The following is an 18,185-nucleotide window of genomic DNA, read 5'->3' as shown; positions in this document are numbered from 1 at the left end:
CGGAAACGTAAGACAGTGACGTTCTGACGTCCCTGTTGTGATTTTATGATTGCCATCAGGCAAGGCTTTGCCACGCCTGATGGATTCACTGCGCCTGTTAATACCGGCGCAGAGGGACTGCCTATGTTTAAAAATATCACCCGCCAGCTGTTTGCCCGGCTGAACCGCCATTTACCGCATCGTCTGGTGCATCGTGATCCGCTGCCGAACGCCCAGACCGTTGCCAGCACGCCCATTCCGCCTTCTCTGAGTGAACATTGCCTGAAGATGGCGCTGATGAACGAAGAGACGCTGTGGAAAACCTTTAATACCCACCCTGAAGGCTTGAACGCCGCGGAAGTGGAAAGCGCCCGTGAGCAGCATGGCGAAAACCAGCTGCCGGCGCAGAAACCGTCGCCGTGGTGGGTACATCTGTGGGTCTGTTACCGCAACCCGTTTAATATTCTGCTCACCATTCTGGGCGGGATTTCCTATGCCACCGAGGATCTGTTTGCCGCAGGCGTGATTGCCCTGATGGTGATTATCTCGACGCTGCTGAACTTTGTGCAGGAGGCGCGCTCCACCAAAGCGGCGGATGCGCTAAAAGCGATGGTCAGCAACACCGCCACGGTCCTGCGGGTGATTAACGAGACCGGCGAAAACGGTTGGGTTGAACTGCCTATCGATCAGCTCGTGCCCGGCGACATTATCAAGCTGGCGGCGGGGGATATGATCCCGGCGGATTTACGCATCGTTCAGGCGCGCGATCTGTTTGTCGCGCAGGCCTCGCTGACCGGTGAGTCACTGCCGGTTGAGAAGGTGGCGACCAGCCGTGACCCGCAGCAAAGCAACCCGCTGGAGTGCGATACCCTGTGCTTTATGGGCACCAACGTGGTGAGCGGTACGGCGCAGGCGATCGTCATTTCTACCGGGGCGAACACCTGGTTTGGACAGCTGGCGGGTCGCGTGACCGAGCAGGATAGCGAGCAGAATGCATTCCAGAAAGGGATCAGCCGCGTCAGCATGCTGCTAATCCGCTTTATGCTGGTGATGGCGCCAATTGTGCTGATTATCAACGGTTACACCAAAGGCGACTGGTGGGAAGCGGCGCTGTTTGCCCTGTCCGTGGCAGTAGGCTTAACGCCAGAAATGCTGCCGATGATCGTCACCTCAACGCTGGCGCGCGGGGCGGTGAAGCTGTCAAAACAAAAAGTTATCGTTAAGCACCTCGACGCCATCCAGAACTTTGGTGCGATGGATATTCTGTGTACCGATAAAACCGGTACGCTGACCCAGGATAAAATTGTGCTGGAGAATCATACCGATATCTCCGGTAAACCCAGCGAGCACGTTCTGCATTCTGCGTGGCTGAACAGCCATTATCAGACCGGGCTGAAGAACCTGCTGGATACGGCGGTGCTGGACGGTGTGGATGAAGAATCGGCGCGTCAACTCTCGACCCGCTGGCAGAAAATCGATGAGATCCCGTTTGATTTCGAACGCCGCCGCATGTCGGTGGTGGTGGCAGAAGTGGGCGATGTTCACCAGTTAGTGTGCAAAGGTGCGCTGCAGGAGATCCTCAACGTCTGTACCCAGGTGCGCCACAACGGTGAAATTGTTCCGCTGGACGACAACATGCTGCGTCGGGTGAAGCGCGTGACCGACACGCTGAACCGTCAGGGGCTACGCGTGGTGGCAGTGGCAACCAAATACCTGCCCGCGCGTGAAGGGGACTACCAGCGTATTGATGAGTCCGATCTGATCCTCGAAGGGTACATCGCATTCCTCGATCCACCGAAAGAGACTACCGCCCCGGCGCTGAAGGCGCTGAAGGCCAGCGGCATTACGGTAAAAATCCTCACCGGCGACAGCGAACTGGTGGCGGCAAAAGTGTGTCATGAAGTCGGTCTGGATGCGGGTGAGGTGGTGATTGGTAGCCACATTGAAGGGTTGAGCGACGACGAGCTGGCCCGGCTTGCCCAGCGCACCACGCTGTTTGCCCGCCTGACGCCAATGCACAAAGAACGCATAGTGACCCTGCTCAAACGCGAAGGCCACGTGGTCGGCTTTATGGGCGATGGCATCAACGATGCCCCGGCGCTGCGCGCGGCGGACATTGGGATCTCCGTCGATGGTGCGGTTGATATTGCCCGTGAAGCGGCGGATATCATCCTGCTGGAAAAGAGCCTGATGGTGCTGGAAGAAGGGGTGATCGAAGGGCGTCGAACCTTCTCGAACATGCTGAAGTACATCAAAATGACGGCCAGCTCCAACTTTGGTAACGTCTTTAGCGTGCTGGTGGCGAGCGCATTTCTGCCGTTCCTGCCAATGCTGCCGTTGCACTTACTGATCCAGAACCTGCTGTACGATGTATCCCAGGTGGCAATTCCGTTTGATAACGTCGATGAAGAGCAGATCAAAAAACCACAGCGCTGGAATCCCGCCGAACTGGGGCGCTTTATGCTGTTCTTTGGACCGATTAGCTCGATCTTCGACATTCTGACCTTTTGCCTGATGTGGTTTGTCTTCCATGCCAATACGCCAGAGCATCAGACGTTATTCCAGTCGGGCTGGTTTGTGGTGGGGCTGCTGTCACAAACGCTGATTGTGCATATGATCCGTACCCGCCGCGTACCGTTTATCCAGAGCCGCGCCGCATGGCCGCTGATGCTGATGACGCTGGTGGTGATGGTGGTGGGGATTGCGCTGCCATTCTCCCCGTTGGCGAGCTACCTGCAATTGCAGGCATTGCCGCTGAGCTACTTCCCGTGGCTGATTGCGATTCTGGCGGGTTACATGACGTTGACCCAATTAGTGAAAGGTTTTTATAGCCGCCGTTACGGCTGGCAATAACCGTTTCGTTTCTCTGCCGAATGGTGCGGGTACAGCCATTCGGCATTTTTCTTTTTCATTCGAAGATATTCCCTCGCAATATTTGTGTTTTAATTTTATTGAAATACTAACGGGGTAAAGTATTAACATATCCCGTTCTCGCCTTTTGTTTTTTCTCAATAAAACGATCTCCGTTGCAAAAATGAAACAGTGTGCTAAAAATTATTATCATTGACGTTTTTTTGTGAAGGCAGTCATCGAAATAAATTGTTACACCAGCTAGTCTGCGCAGGTAACGTCGTTAAAAAAGTTTCTCGCTGCCCATTTTTAATTCCGGCAGTCATTTGCTCTGCATACCATTTCTATTAATGGAAATTATGAACTTCTGGAGAAGGACAAATGAAACTGACAAAAAACCTGTTAAGCCTGTGTATTGGCGCGTCAGTCTTGCTGGCCAGTCATACCACGTTAGCCCAAACCTTCCGTGCCGCCGATGTGCATCCGGCTGATTACCCGAACGTTGTTGCCGTGAAGCACATGGGTGAAAAACTCAGTGCGGCGACCGACGGGCGTCTGGAGATTAAAACCTTTCCCGGTGGCGTATTAGGCGATGAGAAACAGATGATTGAGCAGGCGCAATTAGGCGCCATCGATATTATTCGCGTCTCAATGACCCCAGTTGCCGCCATACTCCCTGAAATTAACGTCTTTACCCTGCCGTATATTTTCCGCGATGAAGACCATATGCATAAGGTGCTGGACGGGATGATTGGCCAGGAGATTGGCGACCGTCTGACCGCAAACAGTAAATCACGACTGGTATTCCTTGGTTGGATGGATGCAGGTACGCGCAACCTGATCACTAAAAATCCGGTTATCAAGCCAGAAGATTTACACGGGATGAAAATCCGTGTGCAGGCCAGCCCAATCGCGCTGGATACCTTAAAAGCGATGGGCGCGAACTCCATTGTGATGGGGGTCAGCGAAGTGTTTAGCGGCATGCAGACCGGCGTAATTGATGGCACGGAAAATAACCCGCCAACGTTTGTGGCGCACAACTATTTACCGGTAGTTAAAAACTACACCTGGAGCAAACATTTTATTATTCCTGAGCTATTCCTGTTCTCGAAAACGAAATGGGATAAATTGAAAAAAGAAGATCAGGATCTCATTATTAAGCTCGCGAAAGAAGCGCAGGTAGAACAGCGTAAATTGTGGGAAGCCTATAATGCGAAATCACTGGAAACTATGAAAGCCAATGGTGTTCAGTTCCATGATATTGATACTGATGTTTTCTATAAAGCCACGCAGTCAGTAAGGGATAATTACGGTAAAGATCACCAAGATTTGATCAAACGTATTCAGGATGTGAAGTAGTTCATCAGGCGGATGGCATCCACCATCTGCCTGAGTCTTTTGATTAATTCGAGGTGATGATTATGGGTGAATGCTATTCATCGGTAATGGATTTTTTTTACCGGGTCTCAATGTGGATTGCCGGGATGGCATTATTAGTGATGGTCGCCATCATCCCAATTGGGATATTTGCACGATATGTTCTGAACAATGCCCTGTCATGGCCTGAGCCTGTCGCTATTCTCTGTATGGTGACATTCACCTTTATTGGCGCCGCGGTGAGTTATCGCGCAGGTTCGCATATCGCGGTAAGCATGGTGACCGATCGTTTGGGTGAAACCGCCCGCCGTTACTGCTCTCTTATCGCCGATATTATGCTGACGGCGATTAGCCTGTTTATTCTCTGGTACGGCACCACGCTGTGTCTTGAACTGTGGGAACAACCCGTTGCGGAATTCCCGCTGTTAAGCGCCGGGCAAAACTACCTGCCGTTACCGATTGGCTCTGCCATCACGCTGCTTTTTATTCTTGAGAAGATCTGCCGTGGTCCGCAGTACCAACGTCCTGTTGTCATGCTGGGTTCGACCAGCTAGTTACCGCCCCCATTTCAGAAAGGAAAGCAGATGGATGCATTTATTCTCGTCTTTACGCTCGGCATTATGCTGGCGATTGGGGTACCGGTAGCGTACGCGGTGGGTATTAGCGCGATCATTGGCGCCTGGTACATTGATATTCCACTGGAAGCGGTGATGATCCAACTGACCAGTGGGGTGAATAAATTTTCATTGCTGGCGATCCCGTTCTTTATTCTGGCCGGAGCGATTATGGCCGAAGGCGGGATTGCGCGTCGGCTGGTGAATTTTGCCTACATATTCGTGGGCTTTATTCGCGGCGGACTGTCGCTGGTGAATATTGTGGCCTCCACCTTTTTTGGTGCAATTTCCGGATCGTCCGTAGCCGACACCGCCTCTATTGGTTCGGTGATGATCCCGGAGATGGACAAAAAAGGCTACCCGCGTGACTTTGCGGCGGCGGTGACCGCCAGCGGATCGGTACAGGCGATCCTGACGCCCCCCAGCCATAACTCGGTGATTTACTCGCTGGCGACCGGCGGTACGGTGTCTATTGCCGCGCTGTTCATTGCCGGCATCTTACCGGGTCTGCTGTTGAGCTTTAGCCTGATGGTGATGTGCGTAGCGTTTGCGCACAAACGCGGTTATCCAAAAGGGGAGCGCGTACCGTTTCGCCAGGCGTTGAAGATTTTTGTCGACACGCTGTGGGGCCTGATGACGGTGGTGATCATTATGGGAGGGATCCTCTCGGGTATCTTCACCGCGACGGAATCCGCGGCGATCGCCTGTCTGTGGGCCTTCTTTGTCACCATGTTTATCTATCGTGACTACAAATGGTCTGAGCTGCCGAAGCTGATGTTCCGCACGGTGAAAACGGTCACTATCGTGATGATCCTGATCGGCTTTGCCGCCGCTTTCGGCGCGGTAATGACCTATATGCAGCTGCCGATGCGTATCACCGAAGCCTTTACCAGCATCTCGGATAACAAATACGTCATTCTGATGTGCATTAACATCATGCTGCTACTGATCGGTACGCTAATGGACATGGCGCCGCTGATCCTGATCCTGACTCCGGTTCTGCTGCCGGTGACCAACGCGTTGGGTATCGATCCGGTGCATTTTGGCATGATCATGCTGGTGAACTTAGGGATTGGCCTGATTACGCCGCCGGTAGGATCGGTGCTGTTTGTCGCCAGTGCGGTGAGTAAGCAGAAGATTGAGCAGGTGGTGAAGGCGATGCTGCCGTTCTATGCGGTGCTGTTCCTGGTGCTGATGTTGGTGACGTATATTCCGGCGATTTCGTTGTTCCTGCCGAAACTGTTTGGCGTAATGTGATAAATGCCCGGTGGCGCTCGCGCTTACCGGGCCTGCAAACTACGCTTCCCCAGGTCGGATAAGGCTAAGCCGCCATCCGGCACAAGAAGGTTTAGCGACGAACGGCGATCGCTTCAATTTCGATTTTCACGTCTTTTGGCAGACGGGCTACTTCCACGCAAGAGCGTGCCGGGAAGGTCGCGTTGTGCTCGGTGAAGAACGCTTCGTAGGTGGCGTTGACGGTGGCGAAATCGTTCAGGTCTTTAACGAAGACCGTAGTTTTTACGATGTCGCCTACTTTCAGGCCTGCTGCTTCTACGATAGCTTTAACGTTTTCCAGCGACTGACGCGCCTGAGCGGACACGTCTTCCGATACGGCACCGGTTTTTGGGTCAACCGGGATCTGACCGGAAGTGATTACCATGCTACCCAGATCAACACCCTGAACGTATGGGCCGATTGCTGCTGGTGCATTTTCCGTCGCGATAGTCTTGCTCATGATTTCTCCTGAATTACAGCGGTAATAGAATGTTCCCGCTCATTATAGGGAGCCGGGATCTCATAACCAACCCCAATTAGTTGGCCAGCACCACATAATGGGAAAACTCTTTTTCACAGTATTTGCATTTGAGTGCGATGTCATCGGCACGCTTTTTCACTGCAAAACTGGAGGAAACCGGCTCGGCATGACTGATACAGTTACTGTTCGGGCACACCAGCACGTTATCGATACGCTCAGGCAGGCTGGGACGTGATTTACCCACCACGTCATAGTCATCAATGCGGTTTACCGTGGCCTGCGGGGCGTACAGCGAGAGCTGGTTGACCTGCTCGTCGGTCAGGAAGGTATTTTCAATTTTGATCAGGTCTTTACGCCCCATCTCACCGGACGGCAGGTTCAGGCCGATGGTGATACGCTGATCGGTCTCTGTCAGTTTGAATAGTGTCAGCAGCTTAAAACCCACCTGTGCGGGAATATGGTCAATCACGGTGCCACGTTTGATGGCTTCAACCTGCAGTTTGTTATCGTGTGTCATCGTCATGTCCTCTTACAGTGCCAGTTCGCTATTCAGTACCAGTGCCAGTAACGCCTGGCGGGCGAAGATGCCGTTGCCTGCCTGCTGGAAATACCAGGCGTGTGGCGTCTTATCGACGTCGGGAGTGATCTCATCGATGCGCGGCAGCGGGTGCAGCACCTTCATGTTCTCTCTGGCACCTTCCAGGTCACTGGCGCGCAGAACGAACTGTGCTTTCACGTTGGCATATTCGGACGGGTCCAGGCGTTCTTTTTGCACGCGGGTCATGTAGAGGATGTCTACGTCCGCCATCACTTCTTCAATCGTGCCGTGCAGGCTCCAGGCGATGCCTTTTTCATTCAGCATGTCCAGAATGTACTGCGGCATTGCCAGCGCATCCGGGGCGATAAAGTAGAAGCGGTTGCCTTCGAACTTCGCCAGCGCCTGAGTCAGAGAGTGAACGGTACGGCCATATTTCAGATCGCCCACCATCGCAATTTGCAGATTGTCCAGGCGACCCTGCGTTTCCTGAATAGTGAACAGGTCCAGTAGCGTCTGGGTCGGATGCTGGTTAGAGCCGTCTCCCGCGTTCAGTACCGGCACATTGCCGGAGAACTCCGTGGCCAGACGCGCGGCGCCTTCCTGCGGATGACGCATTACAATGGCGTCGACGTAGGTGCTGATCACTGAAATGGTGTCAGCCAGCGTTTCACCTTTTTTGCCCAGTGAGGTGTTGCTGCTGTCAGAGAATCCCACCACGCTGGCGCCCAGACGGTGCATCGAGGTTTCAAAAGATAAACGGGTGCGGGTTGAGGCTTCGAAGAAACAGCTGGCGATCACCTTATGCTTCAACAGCTCCGGCTGCGGGTGGGCTTTTAGTTTCGCCGCCGTCGCGAGTACCAGATTGAGGTCATCGCGGCTGAGGTCGTTTATGGAAATGATGTGTTTTTGATAGAGCGGGTTAGCCATGTTTATCTCCTGACGCCTGGGCAAAAAAAAAGCCCCTCAATTGAGGGGCTTAGAATGATGAGCAACGGGAAGAAAAACGGCAGGCCAGCGTCTTTTTTCAGACGCGGTAAGACAAAATGTCGTACACACTGAACCATAGATCCTCCCGGCAAATTGTCGGCGATTATACTCAGCTACGTTATAGGATCAAGCGAATAATGCACAAATTATTCATCGCAAACGATTCTCATGAATATTCATTCACCCAAGCCCGCGGGGACCGCCGCAGGCGATAAACATGCGTTGACGCAAAATATCGGTAAATAGCAGTGGTATGGCAGACGGATTTTTCGTATAACAACTAAAATGAAACAATGTTTTAATTAAGGGGTTTGAAATGATTATCGGCAATATTCATCACCTGGAAGCATGGCTGCCGGAAGAGCTGCGTCAGGCAATTGAACACATTAAAGCGCACGTGACGGACACAACCGAAAAAGGGAAACATGATATCGACGGTAACCGCCTGTTTTATCTGATCGCCGAAGATATGACCGAGCCGTTTGAGCAGCGTCGCGCCGAGTATCATGCCCGTTATCTGGATATTCAGATCCTGCTAAAAGGCCAGGAAGGGATGACCTTCAGTACGCTGCCTGCGGGCACGCCGGAAACCGACTGGCTGGCGGACAAAGATATCGCTTTCTTGCCGGAAGGGGCGGAAGAGAAGACGGTGGTGCTGAATGAAGGTGATTTTGTGGTGTTCTATCCGGGCGAAGTGCATAAGCCGCTGTGCGCGGTAGGTACGCCTGCGCTGGTGCGCAAAGCCGTGGTAAAAATGCTGGTCGAATAAGTGATTTTATGATGCCGGATGGCGACGCAATAGCGTCTTATCCGGCCTACGGGAGCACGGTTGTAGGCCGGATAAGATGCGTAGCATCGCCATCCGGCATTCTTTTCATCTACACGCTCACTTCGCTAATGTCGCCACCATCACCGCTTTAATGGTGTGCATGCGGTTTTCTGCCTGATCAAAGACAATACTGGCTGGTGACTCAAAGACCTCATCGGTTACTTCCATCCCGCCGTGCAAACCGTATTCTTGCGCCATTTGTTTACCCAGCGTGGTTTGGTCATCATGAAATGCTGGCAGGCAGTGCAGGAATTTCACCTGCGGATTGCCGGTTAGCGCCATCATCGCGCTGTTGACCTGATAGTTACGCAGCAGGGCAATTCGTTCGGCCCACTTCTCTTTGGCTTCACCCATGGATACCCAGACGTCGGTATAAATGAAGTCCGCACCTTTCACGCCTGTCGCAATATCGTCGGTCAGGGTGATATTACCGCCGTTTTTCTGTGCCAGCGCTTTGCATTCGGCTACCAGGCTCTCTTCTGGCCAGCAAGCCGGTGGTGCCACCAGGCGCAGATCCAGCCCAGTTAACGCGGCGGCTTCCAGCATTGAATTGCCCATGTTGTTACGGGCATCGCCGGTGTACACCAGCGTCATCTCATTAAACGCTTTGCCCGGCAGGTGTTCCTGCATGGTTAGCAGATCGGCCAGTAACTGGGTGGGGTGGAATTCGTTGGTCAATCCGTTCCATACCGGAACCCCGGCATATTCGGCCAGCGTCTCCACCACCTCCTGACCGTGGCCGCGATACTGGATACCGTCATACATGCGGCCCAGTACGCGGGCGGTGTCTTTTATCGACTCTTTATGGCCAATCTGGCTGCCGCTTGGCCCGAGATAGGTCACACGCGCACCCTGATCGTAAGCGGCAACTTCGAAAGAGCAACGAGTACGGGTCGAGTCTTTTTCGAAGATGAGCGCAATATTTTTACCGGTCAGCATAGCGACCTCTGTGCCGTTTTTCTTGTCCGCCTTGAGCCGGGCGGCGAGCTGCAGCAGTGACGTGAGTTCAGCAGAGGTAAAATCGAGCAGTTTCAAGAAGTGCTTCTGATAAAATGCAGACATGGTTCCCTCACATGGCTTAGGCCATTTATTGAATTAAAATTCAATTTATATGTATGTTTATTCATTTGCAACCTTGTTTAACAAATCTTTCCTGGAAAGGTGGAGGCAATGTCAGCGGTATGTGACAATAAGAGTATCGGCAGGACATTATGAGGATATGAGCCATGGCAAACCCGGAACACCTGGAAGAACAGCGTGAAGAAACACGCTTGATTATTGAAGAGTTACTTGAAGATGGTAGCGATCCTGACGCGCTGTATACCATTGAGCATCACCTTTCCGCGGATGACTTTGAAACCCTGGAAAAAGCAGCGGTAGAAGCCTTCAAGCTGGGTTATGAAGTCACCGAGCCGGAAGAGCTGGAAGTGGAAGAAGGCGACACGGTCATTTGCTGTGACATCCTCAGTGAATGTGCGCTGAACGCCGAGCTGATTGACACTCAGGTTGAACAACTGATGAACCTGGCTGAAAAATTTGACGTGGAATACGACGGATGGGGCACTTATTTTGAAGACCCTAACGGCGAAGAAGGTGAAGACGGCGACGATGACGATCTCGTCGACGAAGATGATGACGGCGTGCGTCACTAAGTCATCTGCTGACCTACGGCGGCGCATGCTGCCGTAGGGCAAGGACAACGTATGGATTACCCGCAAATACTCTCCCCGATTCTGGATTTCCTGCACTGCAAAACGCCCGAGGCCTGGCTTGATAAAGCGCGCGACCCGGCAAATCTTCCCCTGCTGCTGACCGACCATCTGGTCTGCGAGCTGAAAGCGGCGCAAACCGCGATGCTGCTGGTGCGTAAATATGTTGCGGATAAGCAGGGATCGCAGGCAATGCTGGAGTGGCTGAAACCCTATGAAGCCTTTGCCTTCCGAGAAGGGGAAGAGCCGGATTTCACCTTGCTGAACAAGCAGATCAGCAAAAGCATCATGCCCCGGACTGACGACCCGTGGGGGCGACAGCTTATCGACAGCATGGTGCTGCTGATCAAAGAAGAGCTACACCACTTCTGGCAAGTGCGTGAAGCGATGCTAAGCCGCCAAATTCCGTATATCAAAATGACCGCCAGTCGTTACGCCAAGGGCATGCTTAAAGAAGTCCGTACCCATGAGCCGTTAACGCTGATTGATAAGCTGATCTGCGGCGCCTACATTGAGGCGCGATCCTGCGAGCGTTTTGCCGCGCTGGCACCGTATCTGGATGATGAATTACAGGCGTTTTATCTGTCGCTGCTGCGCTCAGAGGCGCGCCATTATCAGGATTATCTGGCGTTGGCACAGCAGGCGGCCGACCATGACATCAGTGACCGGGTACGGTTTTTTGGTGAGGTGGAAGAATCCCTGATCTTATCGCCGGACGATGAGTTTCGTTTTCATAGCGGCGTGCCAGCCTAGCTCCACTCTCTGGTACGTGTCTCTCTTCCTCCTTCCTGGTAGCTAAAATCTGGTGGCTAGAAATCGATCGCACCTGCCGCAATAATCAAACCACTTGAAGGGGGAATATATCCCCGCCATATGCATTGATATGAAAAAGGATGGTGAATGAACTGGGCACACGTATTGTTGGCAGGCTATATCGGGGCGGTGATTGCGACCGTGGTGGGCGTCTGTCGTAAAAAGGGCTGGGTAGGTAAGGTCTCCGGTGCGGTGATTTTTGTTGTGGCGATTATCGGCTGGAATCTGTTTGATACGCACTATCTCATCCCGCGCGAAAGTCCGGACTATGGGCTGACTGAAACGCAGAAATTCGAGAAAGCAATGCTGACAATGCCCGTCTATGAGGTCATTAAGGAGCAGGAACCCGCGCTATGGCAGACGATTCTCAACCAGGCGGTGGAGATGAAAACGGCGGGGAAAAGCGAGCAGCAGATTATTGACACCATACAGCCGCAGATCCTGACGTTCCAGATGGCGCGCTTACAGCAGGCACCCGATGCCAACGTGATTGCCTATATGCAGGTGAACCTCGCGCAAATTGACGCGATAGCGAAAGTAGGCGGTGACGAATGCTTTCGCTTCCTGTTCCCGGCGGTAAAGGGCGGTATCAACCCGGTACAGCTTATTCCACGTGAAATTATGAGTCGCCGTATGGCGAATGACATGACGATGCTGCAGGCGGCTTACGGCCCGGGAAAACATACAGTTACGGCGGAAGAAAAAGAGCTGGCGCTTCAGGATCTGCAAGCCATTAGTCCGGGACTGGTGCAGCGCTATGGGCCGGATATTCAAATCATGGCCGACCCGAATAAAGGCGTGGGTAAAGAGCAACTGGCTTGCGATATGGTTCAGGATCTGTGGACGCAGGTTCTCAAATTGCCGACCGCTCGCGCCGCCGGCGTGATTCGTCTGATGCTCTCAGCCGAAATGCAATAACGCAGTATTGCCCCTTTGCCTAACGTCAGAGGGGTTTTAGCATCCGCACTTCGCAATCTACATGCCCCGTGCAGCCCAGCGGCTCGGCAATATGCGCAAAGCCCAGACGTTCGTAGAGGTGAATCGCCTCGGTCAGAAATTCGGTGGTTTCCAGATAGCACTGTTTAAATCCCTGCTCACGGGCGTGATCGAGAGCCATCAACGCCAGCTTTTTCGCCAGTCCCTGACCACGCACGCTCGGCAGAAAGTACATCTTCTGTAATTCGCAAATATCCGGCTCGCTACAGCCTAATGGCGCAACGCCACCGCCACCGACGACCTGCCCATTTTGTTCAACCACCCAATAGGCCGCACCCGGCTGGCTGTATACCTGGAATAACTCATCGAGATTAGGGTCAGCCACCGTGTAACCTTTATCAGCGGTCAAACCGTATTCGGCGGAGACCTGGCGGATCACGTGGGCAATGGCGGTGTTATCGTCGGCAGCAATGCGACGCAGCGTCGCCGAGACAGGTGTAATGACACTCATAGCGAACTCATGACGTAAAAGTGGGACATATGCAGTTAATACCACTGCGGAGAGGGAAAGCGCAAGCGAGGATAATTCAATAAAAAGCCTCTGGGCGAGTGCGTCAGAGGCTTTTATCGTCTGCGGTGTCGGATGCGCTACGCTTATCCGACCTACGATGACGGTGCCTGTTTGCCGGATAAGCGTAGCGCCATCCGGCAAACAGCTTTACAGCGCGGCAATAACCGCCTGCTGTTCAATCAGCTTCGCTTTCGCTTCAGCGTAACCTTCCAGCTTCTCACGCTCTTTAGCGATCACCGCTTCCGGCGCGCGTGCGACAAAGCCTTCGTTGGACAGTTTGGCTTCAATGCGGCCAATCTCACCGTCGATTTTGGTCACTTCTTTCGCCAGACGTGCCAGCTCATCTTCTTTATTGATCAGGCCAGCCATCGGGATCAGCAGCTCGGCGCCGTCGATAATTTTAGTCACAGAAACCGGACCTTTATCATCAGCAGGCAGCACGGTGATGCTTTCCAGACGTGCCAGGTTCAGCAAGAAGCTACGGTTGTCGTTCACACGACGCATCGCGTCGGTGCTGCAACCACGCAGCAGCAGCTCCAGCGGTTTGCCCGGCGCGATGTTCATTTCCGCACGGATGTTACGGATGGCCACGATTGCCTGCTTCAGCCATTCGGTATCGGCCAACGCGGCTTCATCTACCTGCGCCGCATCGTATTCCGGGAACGGCTGCAGCATGATGGTGTCGGCAGTGTTACCGCAAATAACCTTCACTCGCTGCCAGATGGTTTCGGTGATGAATGGGATGATTGGGTGCGCCAGGCGCAGCAAACCTTCCAGCACGGTTACCAGTGTATGGCGGGTGCCGCGCAGCTCAGACTCAGAACCACCGGTCATGACCGGCTTGGTCAGCTCCAGGTACCAGTCGCAGAACTGGTTCCAGGTGAACTCGTACAGAATGCCCGCGGCGATATCGAAGCGGAAGTTATCCAGTGCCTCGCGGTACGCTTTGATGGTCTGGTTGAATTCCGCCAGAATCCAACGGTCCGCCAGCGACAGGGTCATTTCACCGCCGTTGAAGCCGCAATCCTGATCTTCAGTGTTCATCAGCACAAAGCGGCTGGCGTTCCACAGCTTGTTACAGAAGTTACGGTAACCTTCCAGACGCTTCATATCCCAGTTGATATCGCGACCGGTTGAGGCCAGTGCCGCCAGGGTGAAACGCAGGGCGTCGGTACCGTGCGGCTCGATGCCGTCCGGGAACTGCTTCTCGGTACGTTTAGCAATTTTCTCAGCCAGCTGCGGCTGCATCATGTTGCCGGTACGTTTCTCCAGCAGATCCGGCAGGGAAATACCATCAACCATATCCAGCGGGTCGATAACGTTACCCTTGGACTTGGACATCTTCTGGCCTTCGTCGTCACGAATCAGACCGGTCATGTAGACCGTCTTAAACGGAACCTGCGGCTTGCCGTTTTCATCTTTGATGAAGTGCATGGTCATCATGATCATGCGGGCAATCCAGAAGAAGATGATGTCGAAGCCAGAAACCATCACGCTGGTTGGGTGGAACTGACGCAGCGCGTCGGTGTTTTCCGGCCAACCCAGCGTAGAGAAGGTCCACAGCGCGGAGGAGAACCAGGTGTCGAGAACGTCTTCGTCCTGACGCAGTGCAACGTCGGCGCCGAGGTTGTTTTCCTGACGCACTTCGTCTTCGGTACGGCCGACATAGACGTTGCCGTCGTTGTCATACCAGGCCGGGATGCGGTGACCCCACCACAGCTGACGGGAGATACACCAGTCCTGGATATCACGCATCCAGGAGAAGTACATGTTTTCGTACTGCTTCGGCACGAACTGAATGTCGCCGTTCTCAACCGCTTCTACCGCCGGTTTTGCCAGCACGTCGGCACGGACGTACCACTGGTCGGTTAGCATCGGTTCGATAACCACGCCGCCACGGTCGCCGTAAGGCACGGTCAGGTCGTGCGGTTTAATCTCTTCCAGTAGGCCCAGCGCGTCGATAGCGGCAACCACCGCTTTACGTGCGGCAAAGCGCTCCAGCTTCTGGAACTCAGCCGGGATCGCGTTGGAATAGACGTCAGATTCTTCGCCTTTGGTGTCGTACACCTCCGCGGTTTCGCGGATGTCGCCGTCAAAGGTCAGGATGTTGATCATCGGCAGGCCGTGACGTTTACCGACTTCATAGTCGTTAAAGTCGTGCGCCGGGGTGATCTTCACGCAGCCGGTGCCTTTTTCCATATCGGCGTGTTCATCACCAACAATCGGAATACGGCGGTTAACCAGCGGCAGGATAACGAATTTGCCGATCAGATCTTTATAACGCGGATCTTCCGGGTTGACGGCCACACCGGTATCGCCCAGCACGGTTTCCGGACGCGTGGTGGCGACCACCAGATAATCTTTCCCGTCTGCGGTTTTTGCGCCGTCAGCCAGCGGATAGCGGATGTGCCACATTGAGCCTTTTGACTCGCGGTTTTCTACTTCCAGATCGGAGATGGCGGTGCGCAGTTTTGGGTCCCAGTTTACCAGGCGCTTGCCACGGTAAATCAGGTCTTCTTTGTACAGGCGAACAAAGACTTCTTTCACGGCATTGGAAAGACCTTCGTCCATGGTGAAGCGCTCGCGCTCCCAGTCCACGGAGTTGCCCAGACGGCGCATCTGACGGGTGATGGTGCCGCCGGATTCCGCTTTCCACTGCCAGATTTTATCGATAAACGCATCGCGACCGTAGTCGTGACGGGTTTTACCTTCTTCAGCGGCAATCTTACGCTCAACCACCATTTGGGTGGCGATACCCGCGTGGTCGGTACCGGCCTGCCACAGGGTGTTTTTACCCTGCATGCGCTGGTAGCGAATCATGGTGTCCATGATGGTTTGCTGGAAAGCATGACCCATATGCAAACTGCCGGTGACGTTCGGCGGCGGGATCATGATGCAGAAGGACTCTTTGCTTTCATCGCCGTTAGGTTTGAAATAGCCCTGCTTTTCCCAGTGCTCGTAAAGCGGCTGTTCGATATCTTGTGGGTTGTATGTCTTTTCCATTATTTCCAGGTTGCCGTATTCAGGTTAAAACCAGCCACGCGGTAAGCTTTGTAGCGCTCGCGTGCCGATTGTTTCAAAGAATCTTCATAAGGGACGAAGTCTACCACTTCTGTGAAAGCGGTGGCAAAATCTACAAAGCCGACGCGCAAACTGATCAGCAGATCGCGTGGGCTGCTGTTGCGTTTTTCTGGCCAGGCTATTTCGACCGGAGCACCACCACGCGGACCTTCCCCCGCCAGATTATGCGGCACGAAGCTTTCTGCCGGTCTTGCCCACAGCGCTTCATCCAGCCGAATAGCCTGTTTTTCGTCTTCACAGGCGATCAGTACGCGCTTGCCCGCGCGCCAACGTTCTGCGGCAATTTCACACACCAGTTGTTCAACGGCGCTTAAGCCATCTTGTTGTGTGTCGTTATCCAGAAGATAGAACGTTGCGTTTCTCATAATATGGGGCTTCTTGTTGTGGATTTAAATGCAAAGCCGGATGGCGCTACGCTTATCCGGCCTACGGTTAAATACTCACTGTAGGCCGGATAAGACGCGTATGCGGCGCCATCCGGCAATCAAGCAAACTTACTCTTCGCCGTTAAACCCGGCGCGATTGAGCAGGAACTGCGACAGCAGCGCCACCGGACGACCGGTTGCACCTTTGGCTTTTCCTGAACGCCAGGCGGTTCCCGCGATGTCGAGGTGTGCCCAGTTGTACTTACGGGTAAAGCGCGACAGGAAGCAGCCAGCGGTAATCGCGCCACCAGGGCGTCCGCCGATGTTCGCCATATCTGCGAAGTTGGACTCCAGCTGTTCCTGGAACTCATCACCCAGCGGTAAACGCCATGCGCGATCGCCCGCCTGTTCGGACGCGCCAATCAGCTCGTGCGCCAGCGGGTTGTGGTTCGACATCAGGCCAGTGATGTGATGACCCAGCGCAATCACGCAGGCACCGGTCAGGGTGGCGACGTCGATGACCGCTTCAGGTTCGAAACGCTCGACATAGGTTAACACGTCACACAGCACCAGGCGGCCTTCGGCATCGGTGTTCAGTACTTCAACAGTCTGACCGGACATGGTGGTTAACACATCACCCGGACGATACGCGCGCCCGCCTGGCATGTTTTCACAGCCCGCCAGCACGCCGACAACGTTGATGGGTAACTGAAGTTCCGCCACCATGCGCATCACGCCGTACACTGCCGCCGCGCCGCACATGTCGTATTTCATTTCATCCATGCCTTCGGCAGGCTTGATGGAAATACCGCCGGAGTCAAAGGTTAGCCCTTTACCGACCAGCACAATCGGGCGCACGTCTTCTGACGGGTTGCCTTTGTACTCGATAACCGACATCAAGGACTCGTTCTGCGAACCCTGGCCGACGGCAAGATAAGAGTGCATACCCAGCTCTTTCATCTGCTGCTCGCCAATGACGCGCGTGACGACATTTTTGCTGTAGCTGTCGGCCAGTTGACGCGCCTGAGAAGCCAGGTACGCTGCGTTACAGATGTTCGGCGGCATGTTGCCGAGATCTTTCGCGGCTTTAATACCGGCGGCAATCGCCAGGCCGTGCTGAATGGCGCGCTCGCCGCTGGTCAGTTCACGGCGGGTAGGAACGTTGAACACCATTTTACGCAGCGGGCGACGTGGCTCGCTTTTGTTGGTCTTCAACTGATCAAAACTGTAGAGGGTCTCTTGTGCTGTCTCGACAGCCTGACGCACTTTCCAGTAGTTGTTACGGCCTTTAACGTGCAGTTCGGTCAGGAAGCAGACGGCCTCCATGGAGCCGGTGTCATTCAGAGTATTGATGGTTTTCTGAATAACCTGCTTGTACTGGCGCTCATCAAGCTCACGCTCTTTGCCACAACCAATGAGAAGAATGCGCTCAGACAGAACGTTAGGAACGTGGTGTAGCAACAGGGTCTGACCCGGTTTGCCTTCCAGTTCGCCACGACGCAGCAGGGCGCTGATGTACCCGTCGCTGATCTTATCGAGCTGCTCTGCAATCGGAGAAAGGCGGCGTGGTTCAAAGACGCCCACGACGATGCAGGCACTCCGCTGTTTCTCTGGGCTACCGCTTTTTACACTGAACTCCATGCACTACGCTCCTGAATCTTAAAGACAACGGCGGTGGCTACGGATAGAATTGCAAGCTTTCGTAACTCATACCCGCTGTTGCGGTGACTTCGTGTTAATCTTAACGTTATTACGGCATTGGCACGTCAGAACAATTTCT

18 protein-coding genes are annotated in these 18,185 nt (G+C 53.8%); 8 read left to right on the top strand and 10 right to left on the bottom strand.

Features of this window, described 5'->3' with window-relative positions; genetic code table 11:
* Positions 1-123 precede the first annotated feature (123 nt).
* The 4 genes from mgtA to M2374_RS11625 all read left to right on the top strand — a co-directional run bounded on the left by mgtA (position 124) and on the right by M2374_RS11625 (position 6,077).
* Complete coding sequence (mgtA, locus tag M2374_RS11640; protein ID WP_096759475.1) at positions 124-2,832, top strand: magnesium-translocating P-type ATPase; 2,709 nt, start codon at positions 124-126, stop codon at positions 2,830-2,832.
* Positions 2,833-3,210: 378 nt separating this feature from the next.
* On the top strand, positions 3,211-4,188 hold the full coding sequence (locus M2374_RS11635) for a TRAP transporter substrate-binding protein (protein WP_096758508.1): 978 nt from the start codon (positions 3,211-3,213) through the stop codon (positions 4,186-4,188).
* A gap of 62 nt (positions 4,189-4,250) precedes the next feature.
* Entirely contained in the window at positions 4,251-4,760 is a 510-nt protein-coding gene (locus M2374_RS11630; protein ID WP_181218737.1) for a TRAP transporter small permease, read from the top strand.
* 30 nt (positions 4,761-4,790) lie between these two features.
* A complete protein-coding gene (locus M2374_RS11625; protein WP_006686394.1) occupies positions 4,791-6,077 on the top strand; it encodes a TRAP transporter large permease in 1,287 nt (428 codons plus the stop codon).
* 91 nt (positions 6,078-6,168) lie between these two features.
* On the opposite strand, the gene ridA is transcribed toward M2374_RS11625, so the two are convergent.
* The 4 genes from ridA to pyrL all read right to left on the bottom strand — a co-directional run bounded on the left by ridA (position 6,169) and on the right by pyrL (position 8,178).
* Positions 6,169-6,555: a 2-iminobutanoate/2-iminopropanoate deaminase gene (gene ridA / locus M2374_RS11620; RefSeq protein ID WP_006686395.1), complete on the bottom strand. Its 387-nt coding sequence runs from the start codon at positions 6,553-6,555 to the stop codon at positions 6,169-6,171.
* A gap of 76 nt (positions 6,556-6,631) precedes the next feature.
* Complete coding sequence (gene pyrI, locus M2374_RS11615) at positions 6,632-7,093, bottom strand: aspartate carbamoyltransferase regulatory subunit (RefSeq protein ID WP_003025816.1); 462 nt, start codon at positions 7,091-7,093, stop codon at positions 6,632-6,634.
* A gap of 12 nt (positions 7,094-7,105) precedes the next feature.
* Positions 7,106-8,041, bottom strand: a complete 936-nt coding sequence (gene pyrB / locus M2374_RS11610) for an aspartate carbamoyltransferase (RefSeq protein WP_115259569.1) — start codon at positions 8,039-8,041, stop codon at positions 7,106-7,108.
* A gap of 2 nt (positions 8,042-8,043) precedes the next feature.
* A complete protein-coding gene (gene pyrL / locus M2374_RS11605; RefSeq protein ID WP_096758504.1) occupies positions 8,044-8,178 on the bottom strand; it encodes a pyr operon leader peptide in 135 nt (44 codons plus the stop codon).
* Between the two features lie 239 nt (positions 8,179-8,417).
* Here pyrL and M2374_RS11600 point away from each other — a divergent pair, with 239 nt between their 5' ends.
* The gene (locus M2374_RS11600; RefSeq protein ID WP_117342398.1) at positions 8,418-8,870 is read left to right on the top strand and encodes a YhcH/YjgK/YiaL family protein; all 453 of its coding nucleotides are present in this window, start codon (positions 8,418-8,420) and stop codon (positions 8,868-8,870) included.
* Between the two features lie 117 nt (positions 8,871-8,987).
* On the opposite strand, the gene argF is transcribed toward M2374_RS11600, so the two are convergent.
* Complete coding sequence (gene argF, locus M2374_RS11595) at positions 8,988-9,992, bottom strand: ornithine carbamoyltransferase (protein WP_096758496.1); 1,005 nt, start codon at positions 9,990-9,992, stop codon at positions 8,988-8,990.
* Entirely contained in the window at positions 9,962-10,057 is a 96-nt protein-coding gene (argL, locus tag M2374_RS22355) for a putative translational regulatory protein ArgL (RefSeq protein WP_371414759.1), read from the bottom strand. Before argL ends, argF begins: the two co-directional genes overlap by 31 nt.
* Positions 10,058-10,156: 99 nt before the next feature.
* Here argL and rraB point away from each other — a divergent pair, with 99 nt between their 5' ends.
* The 3 genes from rraB to M2374_RS11580 all read left to right on the top strand — a co-directional run bounded on the left by rraB (position 10,157) and on the right by M2374_RS11580 (position 12,370).
* Complete coding sequence (rraB, locus tag M2374_RS11590) at positions 10,157-10,582, top strand: ribonuclease E inhibitor RraB (RefSeq protein ID WP_096758495.1); 426 nt, start codon at positions 10,157-10,159, stop codon at positions 10,580-10,582.
* 51 nt (positions 10,583-10,633) lie between these two features.
* A complete protein-coding gene (miaE, locus tag M2374_RS11585; RefSeq protein ID WP_181688515.1) occupies positions 10,634-11,392 on the top strand; it encodes a tRNA isopentenyl-2-thiomethyl-A-37 hydroxylase MiaE in 759 nt (252 codons plus the stop codon).
* Positions 11,393-11,539: 147 nt separating this feature from the next.
* Positions 11,540-12,370 (top strand): topoisomerase II, encoded by an 831-nt coding sequence (locus M2374_RS11580; protein ID WP_115259565.1) that lies wholly within the window; start codon positions 11,540-11,542, stop codon positions 12,368-12,370.
* Between the two features lie 25 nt (positions 12,371-12,395).
* Here the strand turns inward: M2374_RS11580 and M2374_RS11575 are convergent, their stop codons facing one another.
* From M2374_RS11575 to pepA, 4 genes are all read right to left on the bottom strand, one after another.
* A complete protein-coding gene (locus M2374_RS11575; protein ID WP_115259564.1) occupies positions 12,396-12,899 on the bottom strand; it encodes a GNAT family N-acetyltransferase in 504 nt (167 codons plus the stop codon).
* Between the two features lie 207 nt (positions 12,900-13,106).
* On the bottom strand, positions 13,107-15,962 hold the full coding sequence (locus tag M2374_RS11570; RefSeq protein WP_181688514.1) for a valine--tRNA ligase: 2,856 nt from the start codon (positions 15,960-15,962) through the stop codon (positions 13,107-13,109).
* Positions 15,962-16,405: a DNA polymerase III subunit chi gene (gene holC / locus M2374_RS11565; protein ID WP_096758490.1), complete on the bottom strand. Its 444-nt coding sequence runs from the start codon at positions 16,403-16,405 to the stop codon at positions 15,962-15,964. The genes M2374_RS11570 and holC overlap by 1 nt, the downstream gene beginning before the upstream one ends.
* Positions 16,406-16,534: 129 nt before the next feature.
* The gene (pepA, locus tag M2374_RS11560) at positions 16,535-18,046 is read right to left on the bottom strand and encodes a leucyl aminopeptidase (protein WP_115259562.1); all 1,512 of its coding nucleotides are present in this window, start codon (positions 18,044-18,046) and stop codon (positions 16,535-16,537) included.
* Positions 18,047-18,185: the final 139 nt, after the last annotated feature.

The organism is Citrobacter sp. JUb117 (genome assembly GCF_024809055.1).
Lineage (GTDB): Bacteria > Pseudomonadota > Gammaproteobacteria > Enterobacterales > Enterobacteriaceae > Citrobacter > Citrobacter gillenii.
The sequence above is the reverse complement of the archived record's forward strand: the minus strand, read 5'-3'. Positions and strand labels throughout refer to the sequence as shown.